The organism is Saccharopolyspora sp. NPDC002376, assembly GCF_053593195.1.
Genome location: NZ_JBSFBZ010000044.1, coordinates 24,997 through 45,035, shown reverse-complemented (window position 1 = coordinate 45,035; position 20,039 = coordinate 24,997). Strand labels below are relative to the sequence as shown.

Genomic DNA, 20,039 nt, shown 5'->3' with positions numbered 1-20,039 from the left:
CTTTCCCGACGAGACCACGCGGTCGGGTGGGGTGTCGGTTTTAGGGCAAAACTGACACCGCATCGCGCGGACGCGGCGCTGGAGCTTGCGGAAGTTACGGTGTGGGCATGGACAGCGTTGAGGGGCTTCGCGACAGGTTGCGGGATTTCGCGGCGGCGCGGGACTGGGAGCAGTACCACACGCCGAAGAACCTGGCGATGGCGCTCAGCGGGGAGGCCGGTGAGCTCGTCGCGGAGCTGCAGTGGGTCGATGACGACGGCGCCGCAGCGGGTTTGGCGGAAGGCGGGCTCAAGGAGAGGCTGGCCGATGAAGCCGCCGACGTCCTGCTCTACCTCATCAGGCTGACCGACGTCTGCGGCATCGACCTCGTCGAAGCGGCCAACGCCAAGATCGACCGCAACGAAACGCGATTTCCCCCGACCGTCTGAGCGTTCTCGGCGGTCAGGGGACCAGACCGATCCACTGTGGACCAGCCTCGGGTGATCAGTCGCGCGACTGGCTGCGCTGCTCGGCCTTCTCCTTGCGCTGCTCGGCCTTGTCCCGGACGCGCGCGGCTTCCCGCTTGGCCCCGAGCAGAGTGGCGCGCTCCTGCTGGAGCCACTCCGGGTCCTCTTCCTTCAGCGCGTTGATCTGCTCGGTGGTGAGCGGGTCGGTGATGCCGTTGCGGGTCAGGCCGCCGATGGAGATGCGCAGTCGCGCCGCGACGACCTGGCGCGGGTGCGGGCCGTTGCGGCGCAGCTCGCGCAGCCACTCCGGCGGGTCGGCCTGAAGAGCATTGAGCTCATCGCGCGAGACGACACCCTCCTGGAACTCCGCGGGGCAGGCTCCGAGGTACACGTCCAGCTTCTTCGCCGCGGTCGCGGGCTTCATCGTTTGGGAGGTCTTGCGCGATGTCATGCCCCTAGGGTATCGACCCGCACCCGCACCACCTGCGGTGACGCCCGGTAACCTGTGGCGCGTGACTGGTTCGGACGAGCAGCCCTCGTTCACGCTCGCGTACGCGCCGGGCGTGACGCCCGGCAAGTGGGTGCGCAAGTGGGCGGAGCGGATGCCCGACGTGCCGCTGGACCTCGTCCAGGTGCCCGCAGCCGATGCCGCTGACCTGGTGCGGGACGGCGAGGCCGACATGGTCCTGCTCCGGTTCCCGACCGACCGCACGGGTTTGCACGCGATCCCGCTCTACACCGAGACGACCGTGGTGGTCGTCCCGAAGGACCACGTGGTCTCCGCCGTCGACGAGGTGACCAGCGAGGACCTGGCCGACGAGCTCGTGCTGCACCCGCTCGACGACACCCTCGGCTGGGAGCACCCGCCCGGCCAACCCGCGATCGAGCGCCCGGCCACGACCGGTGACGCGATCGAGCTGGTGGCGGCCGGGGTGGGGCTGCTCGTGGTGCCGCAGTCGCTGGCCCGCCTGCACCACCGCAAGGACCTCGTGTACCGGCCGTTGACCGACGCCCCGCAGTCACGCGTCGCGCTGTCCTGGCCGGAGGAGGAGACGACGGACCTGATGGAGCAGTTCATCGGGATCGTCCGCGGCCGGACGGTCAACAGCACGCGCGGTCGCCCGCAGACACCTCCGGAGGAGAAGCGCAAGCGACCGACCGAGAGCAAGAAGCCGACCGGTCGCCCGAAGCCGCGCGGTGCGGGGAACCCCCGAGGTGGCAAGCGCGGAAAGCCCCGCCGCCGCTAGACGTTTGATTCCTTGGGCGCGACGTTGGCATACATCAAGTTGGGCACCCGCAGTACAGGCGGGCGCTGAGGTTCCGCCACGCAAAACGAGCCATCTCTAGCGGTCGAAGCTGGCGAAGTAGGCGGCGGCCATGTCCTCGGCGCCGTGCCCCTGTTCAGCGGCGCGGTTGAGGCGCTGTGCTCCGGCTTCGGCGACGTCGAGCCGGACGCCGTGCTCCCGGCCGGCCTGGACGATCAGCTCGGCGTCCTTCGCGGCGGTGGTGACGGCGAAGTTGGGCGGGGTCAGCCGGTTCTCCAAGATCGCTGCGGCCTTCGCGTGAAGGTAGCCCATGTCCAGCGCGCCGCCGCTGATGATGTCGATGAACCTCTGCGGATCCACGCCCAGCCCCTTGGCCAGCGCGAGCGCTTCACCAGCAGCGTTGGTGACGGCGAGCACCCAGCTGTTGGCCACGAGCTTGAGGCGCGTGGCGCTCGCCGCTGCACCGTCCTCACCGGTCCACATGGTGCGGGAGCCCACGGCGTCGAATACCGGTGTCACCGCAGGTCGGCCCTCGGGAGGCCCGGCGGCCAGGACGACGAGCTGGCCGTCCTCGGCGGGCTGGCGGGTGCCGAGGACGGGTGCGTCGAAGAAGATCAACTGCTGCTCGCGGGCCAAAGCCGCCATCTCGCCGACGTCGCCGATTCCGGACGTGGTCGACTGGACCCAGGCCGTGCCGGGGCGGGCGCCTGCCTGCCGCATCACCTCCAGCGCGGCAGCGCCGTCGTGCAGCATCGTGACGATGACGTCGGCTTCGCGCACCGCTTCGGCAGGTGTGTCGGCGATGTGCGCTCCGTCTGCGGCCAGCGGCTCGGCTTTCGCCCGCGTGCGGTTCCAGGCGTGCACGGTGTGACCGGTGCGGGCGATGTTGCGGGCCATCGCAGCGCCCATGATCCCTGTTCCCAGCACTCCGACGGTCCGCGCCTCGGTCATGGCGTCCCCCTTCGTCCCTCGCCAGAAAAGCAGGGGACCGGGAAACGTGCGAGGTCATTCCTCCCGTGCTGCCGAGAGATGGGCCTTCGCCGCTTCCTCTAGGTGCACGAGGTCGCAGGACACGGTGGCGTAGGTGAAGCCCTGCGCGAGCCGGCGCTTGGCGACCTCGCCGGTCGGGGTGTGGAAGCCCGCAGCGATCCCGGCGTTCGCGGCGGCCACGGCGATCTTCACCACCGCCTCCTCGAACACGTCGTCCACGGTCGGGTCGGATGCCGTCGCGCCGCCGACGGCCAGGCGCAGGTCCGCTGGCCCGATGTAGACGCCGTCGAGGCCGGGCGTCGCGCAGATCTCGGTGACGTTCGCCAGCCCCTCCGGCGTCTCGATCATCGCCAGGACCAGCACCGATTCGTTCGCCTCGGCCGGGTCGGGGCCCACGCGCAGCTGGCTGCGCATCGGTCCGAAGGACCGGCGGCCCTCCGGCGGGTAGCGCGTCGCGCGCACTGCCGCTGCCGCGTCTTCGGCGGTGTCGACCAGCGGCACGATGACTCCGTTCGCGCCCGCGTCGAGTGCTCGGCCGATGGTGTACGGGTCGTTCTGCCCGACGCGGACCAGGGGAGCGGACGTGGCACCGGCGTCGATGGCGAGAATCGCGTTGCGGATGCCGGTGTAGCCGAGCATGCCGTGCTGGGCGTCGACCACCACGTAGTCGTAGCCGAGTCGGGCGAGGCGTTCGGTGGCGACTGGGGCGTCGAGCGCGACCCAGTAGCCGATGGCCTGCTCGCGGTTGCGGATCCGGCGGGCGAAATCGTGTGCGCTCACGGGAATGCTCTCCTGTTCTCCGGTTTCAGCACGGGCGGTGGAGCGGGTGCGCTTCCGTTGGAGTTCAGCGCTTTTCGCGCGTGATCGCATCGGGCGCGGTAGCGCGGTCCGCAGCGGAACTCCCGTGAGCACCTGTTGCTGCGACGCTGACACAACTGCGTGATTTGCGCAACTAGTATGGCGTGATTTGCGCATCGCGGTGTGCGTGGATGAGTTGCGCGATTCAGCGCTTGTACCGGCATTCCCAGTAGGGCCAGATTCCCAGTTGGCGGTAGCCAACGGTTGGACCGGACCATCCTGGCGATCTGTCTTGCGTGTTTCGCGCAGAACGAGGATGCTCGGTTGCGCGGCATCGAAACCACCGCACCCGGTGCCTCGCCCGTCAGCTCGATCTCCAGGAGGCCCAGTGAACGCGTCCCTGCCCGTGATAGCCGTCACCATGGGGGACGGGGCCGGCATCGGCCCCGAGGTCGTGGTCGGCGCGCTCGCCGGCGCGGTCGTGCACGAGCTGTGCCGACCCCTGGTCATCGGGGACGCTCACCGGCTGCGCGAAGCCGCCCGACTGCGCGGTGCGGCGGTCGAGGTGGTCGCGGTCGCCTCCGTCGCCGAGGCGCGGTTCGAACCCGGGCGCATCGACGTCGTCGATCTCGGTCTGCTGCCGGAAGATCTGCCGTGGGGAGAGCTGCGCGCGGCGGCCGGCGAAGCGGCCTACCAGTACGTGCGCGTTGCCGCGGAACTCGCGGTCTCCGGCGAGGTCCAGGCGATCTGCACGGCCCCGCTCAACAAGAAGGCACTGCACGCCGCGGGGCACAACTTCCCCGGGCACACCGAACTCCTCGCCGCGCTCACCGGCACCGAGGAGGTGTCGATGATGCTGTCCACGCCGAAGGTCAAGGTCATCCACGTGACCACGCACATCGGACTGATCGACGCGATCGCCAAGATCGAACCCGGTCTGGTGGCGCGCACGGTCCGCCGCGGCTACGACGCGATCCGCGCCTCCGGTGTCGACGCGCCGGTCATCGGGGTGTGCGGAATCAACCCGCACGCGGGGGAGAACGGGCTTTTCGGCGCGGGCGAAGAAGAGGAGAAGATCGTTCCGGCGCTGGAAGAACTGCGCGCCGAGGGCATCGACGCGCGCGGTCCGCTGCCCGCCGACACCGCGTTCTTCCTCGCTAGCCGCGGTGATTACGACCTGATCGTCGCGATGTACCACGACCAGGGGCACGCGCCGGTCAAGGTGCTGGGCATCGAGGCGGGTGTGAACATCACCGCCGGGCTGCCGGTGATCCGCACGTCGGTGGACCACGGCACGGCTTTCGACATCGCGGGAACCGGCGCGGCCGACGTGGGTAGCATGGTCGAGGCGCTGCGACAGGCCGCGGACCTGGCGCCGGTTTCCGTCAGCTGAAAGGGACGTCGAGTGCCCCGCGATTCCAAGCTCCGCCGGGAGGCCATCGTCCAGCTGGCCACCACCACCGGTCTGACCGGTGTGGACGAGTTGTCCGCCCACTTCGGAGTCACCGCGTCGACCATCCGGCGCGACCTCGCCCAGCTCGAACGAGCAGGCGCGCTGGCCCGCACTTACGGCGGTGCGATGGCGATCGTCGCCCACCCCGAGGCGAGCCTGCGCCAGCGCGTCGGCGAGGAGTTCGAGGCGAAGCGAGCGATCGCCCGCTGGGCGGCACGCCAGATCGGCGTGGGTGAAACCGTGCTGCTCGACGCGGGTTCGACGACCGGAGCGCTGGCCAACGAACTGCGCAACGGTCCGGAGCTGACCGTGGTGACGACCGGCATGACGGCCCTGCAGGAACTGGCGACGTCCGACTCGGTGACGGTGGAGTGTCTCGGCGGTGTGCTCCGCCCGAAGAGCCAGGGTTTCATCGGCCCGCTGGCCGAAGCGGCGTTGGAACGCCGCACTTTCGACCGGGTCTTCCTGGGAGCCGACGGTGTCACAGCGGAAGACGGCATCTGCGAGGCCGACATCCGCCAGACGCGCCTCAAAGAGCTGATGGCACGCCGAACCGACCACGTCTACGTCCTCGTCCACGCGGCCAAGATCGGCCGCCGACCCTTCCACGCCTGGGCCCCACTCCCTCCGAAGTGGACACTCGTCACAGACGCAACGGCCACCGAAGCAGATCTGGAACCATTCCGGGCAAAGGGAATTCGAGTGGTCCTAGCCGACGAAACCGGCAATGACGTGTCGGAGCGTGCGCGCGGCTGAGTCGTCTATGGTTGTCCGGTCGAAGATCACGTGGAGTGGGGAGATCTGGGATGACTGCGATGAGCCGGGCCTATCTCGAAGCGGCGGATGCGGCAGTGGAACTGCTCCGCGATCCGGCGGTTTCCGCGGCGTGGGATCGGCCCAGCGCGTTGGCGGAGTTCAGCGTTCACGGCTTGGCCGGACATCTGGGCAGCCAGGTCTTGTACGTGTCCCGGCTGTTGGCCGCTGAACCGACGGCGGAACGACCGTGGTCCCTCGCTGAGTTCTACGCCGCGGCCGAGGCTTTCAGCACCGGTACCGACTCCGACGTCAACGTCCGCATCCGGAAGCAGGGCGAAGACGCGGCGGCTCGCGGAGCCGAGCCGCTGGCCGACGAGGTGGCCGCGGCCATCGACGAGCAGCGCACTGCTCTGCCGACCGAACCGGAGGGCCGCGTGGTCTCCTTCGGGCCGAGGCCGGTCCTCCTCACCGACTTCCTGCTCACGCGGATGATGGAGATCTCGGTGCACTCCGACGACCTGGCCGTGAGCGTGGGCATCGAGACGCCCGAACTCCCGGCATCGGTCGTCGATCCCGTGCTCGCGTTGCTGTCCGGCCTCGCCGTCCGTCGCCACGGCCAGACTGCGGTGCTGCGCGCGCTGAGCCGCGCGGAACGCGCGCCCGGCACGATCGCAGCGATCTGATCAAGCCCGCGCCGCGCGAAAACGGCGCTATGGGACCAGTTGCGCGAAGCGCCCGCTTTCGGATCCGGGGTTGTATATCATCGGCGCATGACGTCCGATCTGCCCGATAAAGCTCGCCCGAGCGAGATGCGTGCTTCCAACGCCGACCGCGACGCGGTGGTGCAGCGGCTGCAGGAGGCTGCTGCGGAGGGGCGCATCGATTTCGCCGAGCTGACCGAGCGGGTCGACCAGGCGCTGGCGGCCAAGACCTACGCCGAGCTGGAGCCGCTCACCGCCGATCTGCCGTCCTCGCGCTCCGCGGATCCGGGTGAGCCGCTGTCCCTCAAGGGCGGGTGGCACGGCGCGTCGAGGACTGGGCGTTGGCAGGTGCCGGCGCAGATCAGCGCGCACGGCGGGATGGGCGGGGTGACGCTCGACTTCACCCAGACCAACTGCCGGTTGTCGGTGATCGACCTGGAGGCGCACGGCCAGATGGCCGGAGTCACCATCATCATCCCCGAGGGCTGGGCTGCGGAGACCACCGATGTGGACCCGGGTCTCGGCGGTCTGAAGGACAAGACCACGCCCGAACGGGAGCCCGGCACGCCGCTGATCCGCCTCAGCGGGACCGGCGGGGCCGCCGGCGTGGTCATCCGCCACCCCAACGCCTGGGAACGCCGGAAGCTGCGCCGTCTCTCCTGACCTCGTGCGCGGATGTGCGGGTCGCGTCGTGGAACGATGCCCTGCGTGACTGAGGTGAGTGTGCGCGACCATCGCGTGTTGTACGGCTGCATGGGGCTCGGCGGGAGTTGGGACACCGAACCTCTCGGCGCTGGCGACATCGCCGAGGCGGAGACCGCGATCCAGGCGGCGCTGGACGTCGGGATCAGCATGTTCGACCACGCCGACATCTACCGGCACGGCAAGTCCGAAGCGGCGTTCGGCGAGGTCCTGGCCCGCACGCCCGGGTTGCGCGAGCGCATCGTGCTGCAGACCAAGTGCGGAATCCGGCTGGCCGACGGCGACCGGCCCGGGATCTACGACCTGCGTGGTCGCAGCATCGTCCAGCGGGCCGAGGAGAGCCTCACCCGGCTGCGCACCGACGTGATCGACGTGCTCCTGCTGCACCGCCCGGACCCGCTCGCCGACCCGGAGGACATCGCCAAGGGACTCATGTCGCTGCACGAGCAGGGCCTGGTCCGCCACTTCGGCGTGTCCAACATGAACGCCGCGCAGATCGCGAACCTGCAAGCGCACCTCGGCGTGCCGCTGATCGCCAACCAGCTCGAGATGAGCCTGCTCCGCCGCGACTGGGTCGAGTCCGGGGTCCTGGTGAACACCTCCGCAGGCGCGGCGAACGGTTTCCCAGCTGGGACGATCGAGCACTGCCGGATGAACGACATCAGCCTGCAGGCATGGGGACCTCTCGCGAAGGGGCGCTTCACCGGCCGTCAGCAGAGCCCGACCGAACGGGCAACGGCGCAGCTCGTCGCCGACTTGGCCGAGGCCAAGGGCGCCACCCCGGAGGCGATCGTGCTCTGGTGGCTCCAGCGCCACCCGGCCCGGATCGCACCGGTCATCGGAACGACGAATCCCGACCGCATCCAGGCCTGCCGAGACGCGGCCGAGCGGGAACCGGAACTCACCCACGAGGAGTGGTACCGCCTCTGGATCGCCGCCCGAGGCGAAGCCCTGCCCTGAGCCGGGCCAGCGACCATCCACATCGGACTCGTCTCGAACGGATGTGCTGGCCGAGCGCGGTGACGCTTCGGATCGGACAATGCGGGGTGCGTGGTCCGCGACGGGAGGGGGCGGGGCCATGGGCTCGATCAAGGCAGTCGGTCTGGTCCAGCATCCGCGCCGGGACTGTGCCGGAGTGGTCGGGGTGATCGCGGAGTGGGCGGCCGCGCGCGGCATCGAAGTCGTCGGCATCGCCGGGGAGAGTCAGCCGTCGATCACGGCGCTGACCTCGGAAGAATTGGGTCAGCGGGCGGATCTGGTGGTCAGCCTCGGTGGCGACGGGACCATGCTGCGCGCGCTGCGGATCGCGTACGGGGACGGCACGCCGGTGCTGGGCGTGAACCTGGGGCGGTTGGGCTTCCTGCCCGAGATCGACACGCACGAGCTGGAAGCAGCGCTGTGCGCGATCGACGAGGACCGCTTCACGATCGAGACGCGCTCAGGCCTGCACATCACGAGCTCGGACCGCACCGCGATCGCGTTCAACGACGTTGCGCTGCTGCGCTCGCCCGGTCACGCGATGGCTGCGATCGAGGTCCACATCGAGGGGCACCCGTTCGTCCGCTACTCCGCTGACGCGATCGTCGTCGCGACCCCGACGGGCTCCACGGCGTACAGCTTCTCCGCAGGTGGGCCGATCGTGTCACCCCGCGTCGAAGGCCTGCTGATCACGCCGGTGGCGCCGCACTCCGCCTTCAACCGAGCCCTGTTCCTGTCCGAGCGCGAGGACCTGGCCCTGCGGATCCTCCCCACCAGCGGCGAGCTCGGCGTCGAGGTCGACGGCAGGCTGGTCGCCCGCCCACAACCGGGAACCCTCGTCGACATCACCGTCGAACCAGCAGCGGCCCGAGTCGTCCGCCTCGGAAACACCACCTTCTACCAACGGGCCCAACGAAAACTTCGCCTCACCGGCTCCCCAACCGTCTGACCGAGCGGGGATACAGCGCGGACGATCCGGTGCGGGTGCGACTTCACGACGGGGTTGCTTCGGGCTCAAAGCGGTAGGTGGTCGCCTGAGGTGCGAGGCGATTTTTGCCTAAAACTGGCACCGTTTTCGACGGAAGCATGCGGTTGGGTGGTGAGCCAGTTTCAGGCAAAATCGACAGACGTCACCGCCCGTGAACAGCGGTTGTACATCACGCGCGTTGACCAGCGCGGTCTTCGGCAGGCGGGCCCGGACTTTGGCCTGACTCAGGTTTCAGGTGGCCGGGTGGTGAGGGTGGCGAAGAGGAGTTGGACGAGGGAGCAGAACAGGAGGGCGGTCAGGGTCCACTCGGCGTTGCTGGTGGCGTCTGTGAGGGCGCCGATGAGGGCGGGGCCGATTGCGGCGAGCAGGTAGCCGAAGCCTTGGACCATCGCCGACAGGCGGGTCGTCTCGTCGCCGACGGCGTACGCCGGGATGGCGGCCATCGCGGGGGCGAGGGCTGCCATGCCGACTCCGAGCAGTGCTGCCCACAGGATCGGTGTGGCGGACGGGGCGATGAGCAGCCCTAGCAGGCCGATTCCGCCGCTGCAGGTCGTCAGCACCATCCAGTGGCCGATGCGCGTGGTCTTGCGGTAGCAGGAAGCCGTGATGATCGCGGACGCAGCGATGCTGACCACGAGAGTGTCGGTGCTGAGCGCGGCGGCCCGGCTGGGGTCGGCACCCGTGGTTCGAAGCAGGACCGGTTGCCAGGACAGCAGAGACAGGGATTGCAGGGATTGCAAGCCCATGAACATGGTCAGGTACCAGGCGCGGGAGCTTCGGAGCAGCGAGCGACGCGGCTTTATGAGCTGTGGGGCGGTGATTTGCGGAGTGCTGCTTTGCGCCAGCGGTGCCCACAGCAGGAGTGCTACCACCACCGGGATGATCCACGCGCCCAGCCCAGCTCGCCAGCCGCCCACCTCGGTCAACCACGGGGTTGTCGCCGTCGCGGTGGCGGCTCCGGCGCCGATCGTGCTGGCCGACAACATCGTGAGCGCGGCGGCGCGGGGACCACCGATCTGCTGGCAGACGGCGGGCAGCAGGACCTGCATCCCTCCGATCGAGCAGCAGGCCAGGGCGGTTCCCGCGAGCAGCAACCACTGGCCTTCGGCGACGCGAATCGCCTGCCCGGTCACGAGGAAACCCAGGAACAGCACGACTCCGGTTCGCGCGCCCATGCGGCGCTGGAGGAGCGGCACGAGGGAGGTCGTCGCGGCGATGCAGAGGCACGGCAGTGCGGTGAGGACCACGACCGCCCCGGTGCCGAGTCCCAGCGCCGCGCGGATCTCGGGCAGTGCCGCGCCGACCGCCGTCACCGCGGTGCGGGCGTTGAACGCGGCCGCCACGATCGCGAGGACGTGCCACCACCGCGGGCGCGTTGGAGGCGCCGCCGCGGGGCGGATCGGCGGCGTCGGCTCGGTGGCGATCGGGGTGAGGGTGGACATACGTCTTCCGGTGCCGGACGGCTGGCTGAATGCGCCGACGCGAGATGTTCGCTGCGTCGGGTGACGGCGGGAACCTGATGGGCCCCAAACCAAAGATCATCATAGGCTCTCCAGCTCAATAGCTGGACTCGGCCCAACTATCCACTATGGACTTTCGATACCAGCGAAAATGCAAGAATGGTCCGCCATCTCGAGTCCGCAGTCCCGTCCCGTAGTGCTGGCGTCACCCTTGGGGTGGTCAATTTCGCGAGAAATTGGGCCAGTCCTTCGCCCGACCGCCACCCCCCAAGGTGGCGCTACGCGCCGCTGTCACTGAGACCCGGGTGAACGTCAATTTCTCGCGAAATTGACCACCCTCGCTGGCCTCGGAACTCCTGCTGGGTGGAACCCGTGGTGGCTTGCGGGTTGTGGAGCAAGTTAGGCTTGCCTAACGAAGTGGTTGCACCGGCGAGCTGAGGAGTCTGATGACGACTTACCTGACTGTGACCAGCGCCGAGCTGGTGACGTCCTGCCTGCGGCGGGTGTGGTTCCGCAGCGACGACCTGTCGGCGTTCGCCGACAGCGCCTGCACCGACAGGTACGTCAAGCTGATCTTCCCCAAGGAAGGCGTGACCTACCCTGATCCGATCGACGTCCGCGCGCTGCGCGGCGTGCTGCCCGCCGAGGACATGCCGACCGTCCGCACCTTCACGGCGCTGTTCCCCGACGTCGAGACCGGCACCATGGCCATCGACTTCGTGCTGCACGGCGACGAAGGCGTCGCGGGTCGGTGGGCGGCGTCAGCCGGACCTGGTGACGAGCTGCTCGTCAACGGTCCCGGCGGCGGCTACCGGCCCGACCGCGCGGCCGACTGGCATCTGCTGGTGGGCGACGAGACCGCGCTGCCGGCGATCACGGCGGCGCTGGAGGACCTCGACGAGGACGCCGTGGTCCGCGCGATCGTGCTCGTCGACTCCGTGGCCGACGAACCGAAGCTCGACGTCCCGGCTCAGGGTGAGGTGACGTTCCTCCACCGGTCCGAGCTCGGCGCGGACGGCGTGCTCGAGGCGGCGGTGCGCGAGCTGGACTGGCTGCCGGGCCGGGTGCACGCCTTCGTGCACGGCGAAGCCGGCGAGGTCATGCGCCGCGTGCGGCCGTACCTGCTCCGCGAGCGGGGGCTGACCCGCGACCAGGTGTCGATCTCGGGCTACTGGCGCAAGGGCCGGACCGAGGAGAGCTTCCGCGAGTGGAAGTCCGAATTCGCCCGCCAAGAGGCCGCGCCTCAGTCCTGAGTGGACTCTCCACGTCGGTGGCCTTCGATGACCACGCGGGCCGCTGCCGTGGACTTCCGCACGACCTGCTCGGGGGAGTAGCCCTGCTTGGTGAAGACGCCGTCGAGCCAGAACATGCCGTAGCCGTGGGCTTGGGTGAACAGCTGCTCCATCAGTTCCAGCGCCTCCTGCGGGCCGTCGGACACCGCTAGGCACAGCATCAGGAACTGGTCGGTGAGCCGTCGGGTCTGCTCGTGCAGCTCGGCGTGCTTGGCGCCCTGCAAGCCGTCCGCGTAGATGACGTTCATGCCGGCTCGGCGTTCGAGCAGGTAACCGGTGTAGGCCCCGGCCGCTGCGGCGAGCGCGTCCACCGGGGCGTCGTGGCCGGAGACGGCGCTTCGCACGCGTTCCGCGAGTTGGCGTGCGACGGTTGCTGCCGCAGCGGCCAGGAGGCTCTCGCGCTCCGGGAAGTGCCGGTACGGCGCGGCCGGGCTGACCTTGGCGCGCCGCGCCACCTCGGCCACCGAGAAGCCCGCCGGACCGCGCTCGGCGATCAGGTCGAGCGAGACGCGCACGAGCTCATCGCGCAGGTCGCCGTGGTGGTACTTGCCGCCCATGTCTCAGGTCACAACTTCGGTTCGGAATATGCGCGTGCGCTCATGCGTCTCCAATGTAAGAGCCCTCTTACAATCGGGGCCAGCTGTTCCTTGGAGGATTTCATGAGCACGATCACGCACGCCATCGCCGCACCGGCGCCGGGTGCACCCCTGGCGCCGACGACGATCGAACGACGTGACCTGCGGCCGGACGACGTGCTGATCGACATCGCCTACGCCGGCATCTGCCACAGCGACATCCACCAGGTCAAGGAGGACTGGGGCCAGGCGATCTTCCCGATGGTCCCCGGCCACGAGATCGCCGGTGTCGTCGCCGCGGTCGGCTCGGACGTGACGAAGTACCAGGTCGGCGACCGGGTCGGCGTCGGCTGCATGGTCGACTCCTGCGGCGAGTGCGAGTACTGCCAGGCCGATCGCGAGCAGTTCTGCGTCAAGGGAAACGTCCAGACCTACAACGGCGTCGGCTACGACGGCGAGAACACCTACGGCGGCTACAGCCAGCAGGTCGTGGTGAAGGACGCCTTCGTGTGCCGGATCCCGGAAGGCATCGACCTGGACGTCGCCGCGCCGCTGCTGTGCGCGGGCATCACCACCTACTCGCCGCTGCGCCAGTGGGGTGCGGGACCGGGCAAGAAGGTCGCCGTGGTCGGCCTCGGCGGACTGGGGCACATGGCGGTCAAGCTGGCCGCCGCGATGGGCGCCGAGGTGACGGTGCTCAGCCAGACCCTGAAGAAGCAGGAGGACGGCCTCAAGCTCGGCGCGAAGCACTACTACGCGACCGGCGACGAGTCGACCTTCGAGGCGCTGAAGGGCCACTTCGACCTGATCCTGAACACGGTCTCGGCGAAGCTCCCGATCGACGCCTACCTCGGCCTCCTGCGCATCGGCGGCGCGATGGTCAACGTCGGAGCACCCGGCGAACCGCTGTCCTACAGCGCGTTCTCCCTGCTGGGCGGCAACAAGGTGCTGGCCGGATCGATGATCGGCGGCATCGCCGAAACCCAGGAGATGCTGGACTTCTGCGCCGAGCACGGCATCGGCTCGGAGATCGAGCTGATCTCCGCGGACCGCGTCAACGAAGCCTACGAGCGAGTCGAGAACAGCGACGTCCGCTACCGCTTCGTCATCGACGCAGCCACCATCGGCGCCTGACCCGCTGAACGCGCGGGCGCTGCCGGAACCTCCGGCGGCGCCTGGCTGTCCCGCAGGTCGCCTGCCTCGGCAGGCGACCTGCGTACGATGCCTGCGCAGGACTTCCATTCGCACAGGTGGGATCGATGAGCACTCCAGGATCGGCCACCGGCGGCGGGGCCATCTCGGTCGATGCGGTCCTGGCGTTGCTCGACCTGGCGGCGAAGGGGCGACCGGACGAGCACGACGCCGTGGCGGAACTGCTGACCGCCGAACAGCTCGACGCGGCAGCGGTGTCGCAGGTCGGTCAGCGGGTGCGCGAGCTGCAAGGGGCGATGGCCCGGCTGAACCGGCGCGGTCAGGAGCTGTCCGCGCTGTTCTCCTGCGCGCGGGAACTCGCTGCGCTGCACGACGTGGACGAGCTGATCACCAGGCTGGTCCATCGCGCGCACGACCTCGCCGGTACCGACGTGACCTACCTGTCGGAGTTCGACGAGGACACCCGCGAGTTGCGGGTCCGGTCCACTGCCGGTGCGGTCGCGGTCGCCTTCCAGCAGCTCCGGGTGCCGCCGCACACCGGGCTGGCCGGCAAGATCGTGGAATCGCGCGCACCGCAGTGGACTTCGCGCTACGAGCAGCTGCACGACGTGCCGCACGCCGACAGCATCGACACCGCCGTCCGGGCCGAAGGTCTGGTGTCCATCCTCGGCGTTCCGCTGATCGCGGGCGAGCAGGTCCTAGGAGTGCTCTTCGCCGCGAACCGCAGCGAGCACACGTTCTCGCCGGAGGAGGTCGCGCTGCTGTCGGCCTTCGCCGACAACGTCGCGGTCGTCCTGCAGACGACCCGATTGCTCGCGCAGGCACGCGATTCCGCGGTGGAGACCCAGCACGCGTACGCCGAACTGGCCCAGCACGTCGAGGCGATGGAACGCGCCGGCCAGGTGCACGAGGAGCTGACGGCGGCGGTCTTGCGCGGCGGGGGAGCGACCGATGTCGCCAGGACGTTGAGCGCCGCGTTGGAGCGCCCCGTGGTGATCGTCGACGAGAACCATGCCCTGCTCGCTTCATCTGACGGCGGCGCAGCGGCGGTGCTCGACTCACCGCCCGTCCGGTCCGCCCTCGCGGCCAGCCAGCAGTCGGCGAGGTGCACGCTGCTCGACCCGTCGGTCGGCGATTTCCGCGCCGCAGTCGCGGTGCTGGCCGGTGACATGGTGCTCGGCGGCTTGCTCATCGGTGATGGCGCGGTGGAGCTCGGCGCAGTTGAGCAGCGCACCATCGAGCGGGCAGCGCAGATCACCGCGCTGCTCACCCTCAAGCAGGACGCGGTCCGTTACGCCGAGGACAGGGTCCGCGGCGAGCTGCTCAACGACGTCCTCAGCCCCGATGTGCGGCGGCATTCCGACCTGGAGCCCCGGCTCCGCGCGCGGCGCGTGCGTCCGGAGGACCTGCGCACGGTCGTGATCGCGGTGCTCGCTCCTGAGCACCGACGCGCAGCACTGCGCGCGGCCCACGCACTGGCGGCGACGGCGGGGTTGGCCGGTGAAGTGGAGGGCATCGTCACGCTCGTCGTGCCGGGAGCCGATCCGCGCGACGCCGCCGCGGTTGTGCGCGACCGGGTGTGCGCGGCTGCGGGGATCGACGAAGTGCTCACGGTGGCCGCACGACCGGCCGAGACGATCGCTGAGCTCAGCGCCCGTTTCGGCGCTGTCCGGGACTGCAGTCGGGTCCTCACCGCCCTGGGGGTCGACGCAACTGCGGCCGATGCCGATGAGTACGCGCCGTACACCTCGATGTTCGCGCGCGAACCGGACGGGGTGCACCAGTTCATCGACCGCATGATCGGCCCTGTTCTGCGTTGGGACGTCGAGCGAGGCACGGACTTGCAGGCCACCCTGCGCCACTTCGTCGACTGCAATGCCAGTCCGGTCCGCACGGCCAGGCTGATGGACGTGCACACGAACACCGTGTTGCAGCGCATCGACCGGATCACCCGCTTGCTCGGTCGTTCCTGGCGCGATCCGGAGCCGTTCTTCCGCATCTCCGTGGCGGTGCGCTTGCAGGTGTTGCAGTCCCGCAGCGCTGCGTGATCGGGGTCTCGCCGACCGCGACGGATGTGTGCGATCGTTCCATCCGCCGATGCCGATAGTGGACTGTTGGTCCATGTCCCGGTGTGGCGGTCCGCACTTACAGTTCCTCCGCATACGGAACGGCGATGCGGCCGCTCGGACGTTCAGCGACGAGGTCGGCCGCCGGTGCCCGGCGCTCTCAACGGGCCGGGGTGCACAGGAGGAACGATGTCGACCAGTCGACTTGCAGGCTTCAAGGACCTCTCCGTCGCTCAGCGGCGGGAGCTGGTAGCGGCTCACGCGGGGGCGGACGAGGACGCGCTGTCCGTGTTCGACCCGCGCTCCGGGCTGGGCCTGGAGCAGGCCGACAACATGATCGAGAACGTAGTGGGCGTGCTCGGCGTCCCGCTGGGCGTGGCCACCAACTTCACGATCAACGGTCGCGACGTGCTGGTGCCCATGGCCACCGAGGAACCGTCCGTGGTTGCCGCGGCCAGCAACGCCGCCCGGATCGCCCGCGTGCGCGGGGGTTTCACGACCTCGTCCACCGAACCGATCATGCAGGCCCAGGTGCAGATCGTCGACGTCGCCGACCCGGAGGCCGCCCGGCTGCGGCTGCTGGAAGCTCGGCAGGAGCTGATCGCGCTCGCCGACCAGCAGGATCCGCGACTGGTCGAGTTCGGCGGTGGCGTCCGCGACCTCGTGGTGCGGCTGGTGGAGTCGCGCGTGCAGCGCTACGTCGTCGCGCACCTCGTGGTGGACGTGCGGGATGCGATGGGAGCGAATGCGGTCAACACGATGGCCGAGGCGATCGCGGACCGCGCCGCGCAGATCGCAGGTGGCCGGCCGCTGCTGCGGATCCTGACCAACAAGGCCGATCTGCGGCTGGCCCGGGCCCGGGCGGTCTTCGACGCCGAGTTGGTCGGCGGTGCTGAAGTCGTCGCCGACATCGTCCACGCTGCGGCCCTGGCTGAGGCCGACCCGTACCGGGCGGCGACTCACAACAAGGGGATCATGAACGGCATTACCGCGGTGGTGCTCGCGACTGGGAACGACACGCGCGCCGTGGAAGCCGGTGCGCACTCGCACGCGATCGGCCAGGACGGGCGCTACACGGCGCTTTCGCGGTTCGAGCAGGACACCGACGGAAACCTGGTCGGCACCCTCGAACTCCCGATGGCCGTGGGGCTGGTCGGTGGAGCGACCAAGGTCCACCCCGTCGCACAGCGTGCTGTGCAGGTTCTGGGGGTGTCCACCGCCGCTGAGCTGGCCGAGATCATCGCCGCGGTCGGACTGGCGCAGAACTTCGCCGCAGTGCGGGCTTTGGCCACCGAAGGGATCCAGCGCGGCCACATGTCGTTGCACGCCCGCAACGTCGCTGTCGCCGCCGGAGCGACGGACGTGGAGTTGTCCGCCGTCGTGGCGCGGTTGGTCGGCGACAAGGCGATCCGCATTGACCACGCGGAGAAGGTCTTGGGCGAACTGCGCGCGGAGGCCGGGCGGTGAGCCCGGAGTCGGAGCAGTACGTGCAGGTGTGGGGTGACGCGGTCAACCCGAAGCACCTGTGGCTGTCGGTTCTGCTCGGCGCCGCAACGGGTTTGGGTGCGTTGCTGGTGGCGGAGCGGGCATTGCGCGATGCGGCGGTGAGCCCGGAGCTGCGGGACGGCTACGCGCTGCTGGCGGGACTGCTCGGGTGCCTGGTGGCTGCGGTGGTGTGCGCGAAGTTGTTCCCGCCCAAGCGCATCGTGCATGAGCACGCGCTCTCACCCGAGGAGCACCTGGCCGCGATCGAGGAAGTCGTGGCGACCAACGGCATGGGATCCACCGGCGTGCTGTCGCCGCACGCAGCTCGGGAGCTGCGCTCGGTCGGGCTCCACGACGCGTTCGCCCAGGCCGAGAAGCGGAATCCGGAGGGCCGGTCGTGATCCTCAACGAGATTCTGATCGCCCTGAGCATGGGCCTGATCGGTGCCGTGGTGTTCTCCGCGATCGGCATGGTCTCCGGCACCGACGAAACGGCGACGCTCGCGCCGCTGACGCTGCTGGTGGTGATGCTCGGCGTCCCACCCGTCGGGGTGTTCACCTTCTTCATCGCGGCGGCGGTGTCCAAGCACATGACCCACGCCATCCCGACCACCCTGCTGGGCATCCCCGGCGACACCACCGCGGTGCCGCTGCTGCCAGAGGCGAACATGCTCCGGCGGCTGGGGATTCCGCACATCGCGCTGCGCAAGGCGATCTCGGGCGCGATCCTGTCCGCGTTCATCGCGGTGCCGGTGGCGGTCGGGCTCGCCGCGGTGCTGGCACCGCTGGGCACCCACATCACCGCCGCCGCGCCGTACGTCTTCGTCGTCGCGGCGGTGCTGATCGGGTACTTCTCGCCCGGCCGCTGGACCAGCATCGCGTGCATCGTGCCGTTCGTCCTGCTGGTGACGGCGGTCAACGCGCTGTCGAAGGACGTCATCGGCGAAACCCTGAGCATCAGCTTCTTCCTCGGCATCGCCGTGGGACCGCTGATCGCCGACCTGCTCCAGCTGGCTTCCCGCTCCGGGCGATCGGCGATGCCCACCACCGGTCGCAAGGTGTTCTGGCTGGGGCCGGAGGTCAAGGACTGGAGCGGTTACCTGCCCAATCCCGCGAAGGTCCTCAGCCCGAAGCAGATCGCGATGACGTCGGCCGCCGCCGGGATCAGCTCGACGACCTTCGTGTTCAGCCCGGTCGCGACGACGGTGCTCGCGGGCGAGCTCGTCGGTTCCCGCATCAAGCACGTCTACGAGCGGCTGACCTCCGTGCTGGCGGTCAAGAACGGCACGACGGAGTCGACGTACCTCGCGGAGACGCTGATCCCGCTCGTCGCCTTCGGCCTGCCGCTGAGCCCGGTCGCCGCCGGCCCGGCCGCACCGCTGTTCAACGCCCCGCCGGTGTACGGCGTCGACGAGGCGACCGGCCAGGTGCACAACCTGCACACCATGATGTCCACCTGGCAGTTCCTGGTGTTCGGTCTGGTCGGCGTGGCGCTGGCGGCGATCGTCGCGTACCCGTTGAGCATGAACTTCGCCCGTTCGGCGAGCCTGTGGGTGATGCGGAAGGTCAGCCACGAAGCGCTGATCGGGGCCTTCGCCGGGTTGATCGTGGTGATCTCCTGGTACGAGGGCGGTGCTTTCGGTGTGGCGGCGACGCTGCTGATCGCCACCTTCGCAGGTGTGGCCAACCGCCTGTTCGGCATGAACGCAGGAGTCCAGTTCATGGCCTACTACGTCGCGATCCTCTTCGTCCCCAAGGTCATCGGCCTGGCCTGACGGGACCCGCTTCCCGAAGCCGGTCTGCCACCGCGCGTGGCAGGCCGGCATTCGCGTTTTGCGCCGCACTGCAACGAGTCCCTCACGGATCGCGGGTCGGCACCGGAGCGTCCGCGTCGCGCTCGGGCGGTTCCTCCGGGTGGTGGCCGGCAGCGGCCAGGCCGGTGGTGGCGACTGCGGCGAAAGCGTCGATGGCGGCATGCCTCCGCCGCGGCACCCACACCACCGAAGTCCGCCAGGACAGCGGGGAATCCTCCAACGGCCGCCACACCAGCCCCTTGCGCGGCTCGCCCGGCGGCGGCTCGTTGAGGTGCACCCCGCGTCCGGCCAGGACCAGGCCGTGCACGAAGTTCGGGTTGCGCGCGTGCCGGATCGCGCCGGGGCGGAAACCCTCCGCGCGGCAGATCGACAGGACGTGGTCGTAGAGCATCGGCGCCATCGCCCGCGGGAAGATCACCAGCGGCTGCCCGTTGAGGTCGCGCAGCCGCACCTGCTCGGAATCGGCGAGCGGATGTTCGACGGGGAGCAGCACGCCGAGCGCGCGGCGCACGACCGCGCTGGAGTCCAGGCCCGAGATGTCGCAGGGATGGCGGACCATCGCCGCGTCCAGGCTGCCATCCCGCAGCGCCGCCAGCTGTTCGTCGGTGGTGAGCTCGTGCAGGTCGACCAGCACGTCGGGGGCTCGCTCGGCGAACTCGTGCAGCAGGGTGCGCAGCGTGACGGGCATCGTGTCCGGCGGGATGCCGACGTGCACGACGCCGTTCTCGCCGGGGCGCAGCCGTCGCATCGCCTCCTGCGCCGACTCCGCGCTCTCCAACACCCGGCGTGAGTGCTCCAACAGCAGCGCCCCGGCTTCAGTGAGCGTGACCTGGCGGCGGCCGCGGTCGAAGAGCTGAACCCCGAGCTCCCGTTCCAGGTCGCGGATGCGCTGCGACAGCGGTGGCTGCGCCATGTGCAGCCGGGCGGCCGCGCGGCCGAAGTGCAGCTCCTCGGCCAGCACGGTGAAGTAGCGCAGGTGGCGGAGTTCCATATCGCTTTGATATCACCGCCGGAGCGGAATGGTGTTGGACGCGGTCCCGCCCCGCTTGCTTGCATTTCATGTACCGGTTCCGGATGCCCGACCGGTTTCGTCGAATTGTCACGCTCATTCACCGAACC

Annotated in this window: 20 protein-coding genes; 14 read left to right on the top strand and 6 right to left on the bottom strand. The window is 69.5% G+C overall.

Features of this window, described 5'->3' with window-relative positions:
• Positions 1-107 precede the first annotated feature (107 nt).
• The gene (locus tag ACWCO2_RS25905; RefSeq protein WP_450130366.1) at positions 108-428 is read left to right on the top strand and encodes a nucleotide pyrophosphohydrolase; all 321 of its coding nucleotides are present in this window, start codon (positions 108-110) and stop codon (positions 426-428) included.
• A 55-nt stretch (positions 429-483) separates the two neighbouring features.
• Here the strand turns inward: ACWCO2_RS25905 and ACWCO2_RS25900 are convergent, their stop codons facing one another.
• Positions 484-897: a DUF5997 family protein gene (locus ACWCO2_RS25900; protein WP_450130365.1), complete on the bottom strand. Its 414-nt coding sequence runs from the start codon at positions 895-897 to the stop codon at positions 484-486.
• 61 nt (positions 898-958) lie between these two features.
• Here ACWCO2_RS25900 and ACWCO2_RS25895 point away from each other — a divergent pair, with 61 nt between their 5' ends.
• Positions 959-1,693 carry a LysR family transcriptional regulator substrate-binding protein gene (locus tag ACWCO2_RS25895; RefSeq protein ID WP_450130364.1) on the top strand — a complete coding sequence of 245 codons (735 nt, stop codon included), beginning with the start codon at positions 959-961 and terminating at the stop codon, positions 1,691-1,693.
• A gap of 96 nt (positions 1,694-1,789) precedes the next feature.
• Here the strand turns inward: ACWCO2_RS25895 and ACWCO2_RS25890 are convergent, their stop codons facing one another.
• Together ACWCO2_RS25890 and ACWCO2_RS25885 are read right to left on the bottom strand one after the other, a co-directional pair.
• Complete coding sequence (locus ACWCO2_RS25890; RefSeq protein ID WP_450130363.1) at positions 1,790-2,662, bottom strand: NAD(P)-dependent oxidoreductase; 873 nt, start codon at positions 2,660-2,662, stop codon at positions 1,790-1,792.
• A 54-nt stretch (positions 2,663-2,716) separates the two neighbouring features.
• Entirely contained in the window at positions 2,717-3,481 is a 765-nt protein-coding gene (locus ACWCO2_RS25885) for an HpcH/HpaI aldolase family protein (protein ID WP_450130362.1), read from the bottom strand.
• Positions 3,482-3,887: 406 nt separating this feature from the next.
• Here ACWCO2_RS25885 and pdxA point away from each other — a divergent pair, with 406 nt between their 5' ends.
• From pdxA to ACWCO2_RS25855, 6 genes are all read left to right on the top strand, one after another.
• Positions 3,888-4,892, top strand: coding sequence for a 4-hydroxythreonine-4-phosphate dehydrogenase PdxA (gene pdxA, locus ACWCO2_RS25880; protein ID WP_450130361.1), 1,005 nt, complete (start codon positions 3,888-3,890; stop codon positions 4,890-4,892).
• A 12-nt stretch (positions 4,893-4,904) separates the two neighbouring features.
• Positions 4,905-5,708: a DeoR/GlpR family DNA-binding transcription regulator gene (locus ACWCO2_RS25875; RefSeq protein WP_450130360.1), complete on the top strand. Its 804-nt coding sequence runs from the start codon at positions 4,905-4,907 to the stop codon at positions 5,706-5,708.
• Positions 5,709-5,758: 50 nt separating this feature from the next.
• Complete coding sequence (locus tag ACWCO2_RS25870) at positions 5,759-6,391, top strand: maleylpyruvate isomerase N-terminal domain-containing protein (protein WP_450130359.1); 633 nt, start codon at positions 5,759-5,761, stop codon at positions 6,389-6,391.
• Positions 6,392-6,478: 87 nt separating this feature from the next.
• On the top strand, positions 6,479-7,072 hold the full coding sequence (locus ACWCO2_RS25865; RefSeq protein ID WP_450130358.1) for a DUF1707 SHOCT-like domain-containing protein: 594 nt from the start codon (positions 6,479-6,481) through the stop codon (positions 7,070-7,072).
• A 45-nt stretch (positions 7,073-7,117) separates the two neighbouring features.
• Entirely contained in the window at positions 7,118-8,071 is a 954-nt protein-coding gene (locus ACWCO2_RS25860; protein ID WP_450130357.1) for an aldo/keto reductase, read from the top strand.
• A 118-nt stretch (positions 8,072-8,189) separates the two neighbouring features.
• On the top strand, positions 8,190-9,038 hold the full coding sequence (locus ACWCO2_RS25855; protein WP_450130356.1) for an NAD(+)/NADH kinase: 849 nt from the start codon (positions 8,190-8,192) through the stop codon (positions 9,036-9,038).
• A gap of 263 nt (positions 9,039-9,301) precedes the next feature.
• On the opposite strand, the gene ACWCO2_RS25850 is transcribed toward ACWCO2_RS25855, so the two are convergent.
• On the bottom strand, positions 9,302-10,519 hold the full coding sequence (locus ACWCO2_RS25850) for an MFS transporter (protein ID WP_450130355.1): 1,218 nt from the start codon (positions 10,517-10,519) through the stop codon (positions 9,302-9,304).
• Between the two features lie 464 nt (positions 10,520-10,983).
• Between ACWCO2_RS25850 and ACWCO2_RS25845 the strand changes: the two genes are divergently transcribed.
• Positions 10,984-11,790, top strand: a complete 807-nt coding sequence (locus ACWCO2_RS25845) for a siderophore-interacting protein (RefSeq protein WP_450130354.1) — start codon at positions 10,984-10,986, stop codon at positions 11,788-11,790.
• Here ACWCO2_RS25845 and ACWCO2_RS25840 read toward each other — a convergent pair.
• Positions 11,781-12,386 (bottom strand): TetR/AcrR family transcriptional regulator, encoded by a 606-nt coding sequence (locus tag ACWCO2_RS25840; RefSeq protein ID WP_450130353.1) that lies wholly within the window; start codon positions 12,384-12,386, stop codon positions 11,781-11,783. The two genes, ACWCO2_RS25845 and ACWCO2_RS25840, sit on opposite strands and share 10 nt — an antisense overlap.
• 102 nt (positions 12,387-12,488) lie before the next feature.
• Here ACWCO2_RS25840 and ACWCO2_RS25835 point away from each other — a divergent pair, with 102 nt between their 5' ends.
• The 5 genes from ACWCO2_RS25835 (at position 12,489) to ACWCO2_RS25815 (ending at position 18,881) form a co-directional block, all read left to right on the top strand.
• Positions 12,489-13,538, top strand: coding sequence for an NAD(P)-dependent alcohol dehydrogenase (locus ACWCO2_RS25835; protein WP_450130352.1), 1,050 nt, complete (start codon positions 12,489-12,491; stop codon positions 13,536-13,538).
• A gap of 125 nt (positions 13,539-13,663) precedes the next feature.
• The gene (locus tag ACWCO2_RS25830) at positions 13,664-15,604 is read left to right on the top strand and encodes a helix-turn-helix domain-containing protein (protein ID WP_450130351.1); all 1,941 of its coding nucleotides are present in this window, start codon (positions 13,664-13,666) and stop codon (positions 15,602-15,604) included.
• Between the two features lie 207 nt (positions 15,605-15,811).
• Positions 15,812-17,089 carry a hydroxymethylglutaryl-CoA reductase, degradative gene (locus ACWCO2_RS25825; RefSeq protein WP_450130350.1) on the top strand — a complete coding sequence of 426 codons (1,278 nt, stop codon included), beginning with the start codon at positions 15,812-15,814 and terminating at the stop codon, positions 17,087-17,089.
• Entirely contained in the window at positions 17,086-17,508 is a 423-nt protein-coding gene (locus tag ACWCO2_RS25820) for a hypothetical protein (RefSeq protein ID WP_450130349.1), read from the top strand. The genes ACWCO2_RS25825 and ACWCO2_RS25820 overlap by 4 nt, the downstream gene beginning before the upstream one ends.
• Positions 17,505-18,881 (top strand): tripartite tricarboxylate transporter permease, encoded by a 1,377-nt coding sequence (locus ACWCO2_RS25815; protein WP_450130348.1) that lies wholly within the window; start codon positions 17,505-17,507, stop codon positions 18,879-18,881. The genes ACWCO2_RS25820 and ACWCO2_RS25815 overlap by 4 nt, the downstream gene beginning before the upstream one ends.
• Positions 18,882-18,963: 82 nt before the next feature.
• Here the strand turns inward: ACWCO2_RS25815 and ACWCO2_RS25810 are convergent, their stop codons facing one another.
• The gene (locus ACWCO2_RS25810; RefSeq protein ID WP_450130347.1) at positions 18,964-19,911 is read right to left on the bottom strand and encodes a LysR substrate-binding domain-containing protein; all 948 of its coding nucleotides are present in this window, start codon (positions 19,909-19,911) and stop codon (positions 18,964-18,966) included.
• Positions 19,912-20,039 lie beyond the last annotated feature (128 nt).

Excerpts from the sequence above, each read along its gene's own strand:
- ACWCO2_RS25905 (WP_450130366.1), top strand. The coding sequence starts at position 108 with ATGGACAGCGTTGAGGGGCTTCGCGACAGGTTGCGGGATTTCGCGGCG.
- ACWCO2_RS25900 (WP_450130365.1), bottom strand. The coding sequence starts at position 897 with ATGACATCGCGCAAGACCTCCCAAACGATGAAGCCCGCGACCGCGGCG.
- ACWCO2_RS25890 (WP_450130363.1), bottom strand. The coding sequence starts at position 2,662 with ATGACCGAGGCGCGGACCGTCGGAGTGCTGGGAACAGGGATCATGGGC.
- ACWCO2_RS25870 (WP_450130359.1), top strand. The coding sequence starts at position 5,759 with ATGACTGCGATGAGCCGGGCCTATCTCGAAGCGGCGGATGCGGCAGTG.
- ACWCO2_RS25865 (WP_450130358.1), top strand. The coding sequence starts at position 6,479 with ATGACGTCCGATCTGCCCGATAAAGCTCGCCCGAGCGAGATGCGTGCT.
- ACWCO2_RS25855 (WP_450130356.1), top strand. The coding sequence starts at position 8,190 with ATGGGCTCGATCAAGGCAGTCGGTCTGGTCCAGCATCCGCGCCGGGAC.
- ACWCO2_RS25850 (WP_450130355.1), bottom strand. The coding sequence starts at position 10,519 with ATGTCCACCCTCACCCCGATCGCCACCGAGCCGACGCCGCCGATCCGC.
- ACWCO2_RS25845 (WP_450130354.1), top strand. The coding sequence starts at position 10,984 with ATGACGACTTACCTGACTGTGACCAGCGCCGAGCTGGTGACGTCCTGC.
- ACWCO2_RS25840 (WP_450130353.1), bottom strand. The coding sequence starts at position 12,386 with ATGGGCGGCAAGTACCACCACGGCGACCTGCGCGATGAGCTCGTGCGC.
- ACWCO2_RS25835 (WP_450130352.1), top strand. The coding sequence starts at position 12,489 with ATGAGCACGATCACGCACGCCATCGCCGCACCGGCGCCGGGTGCACCC.
- ACWCO2_RS25830 (WP_450130351.1), top strand. The coding sequence starts at position 13,664 with ATGAGCACTCCAGGATCGGCCACCGGCGGCGGGGCCATCTCGGTCGAT.
- ACWCO2_RS25825 (WP_450130350.1), top strand. The coding sequence starts at position 15,812 with ATGTCGACCAGTCGACTTGCAGGCTTCAAGGACCTCTCCGTCGCTCAG.
- ACWCO2_RS25810 (WP_450130347.1), bottom strand. The coding sequence starts at position 19,911 with ATGGAACTCCGCCACCTGCGCTACTTCACCGTGCTGGCCGAGGAGCTG.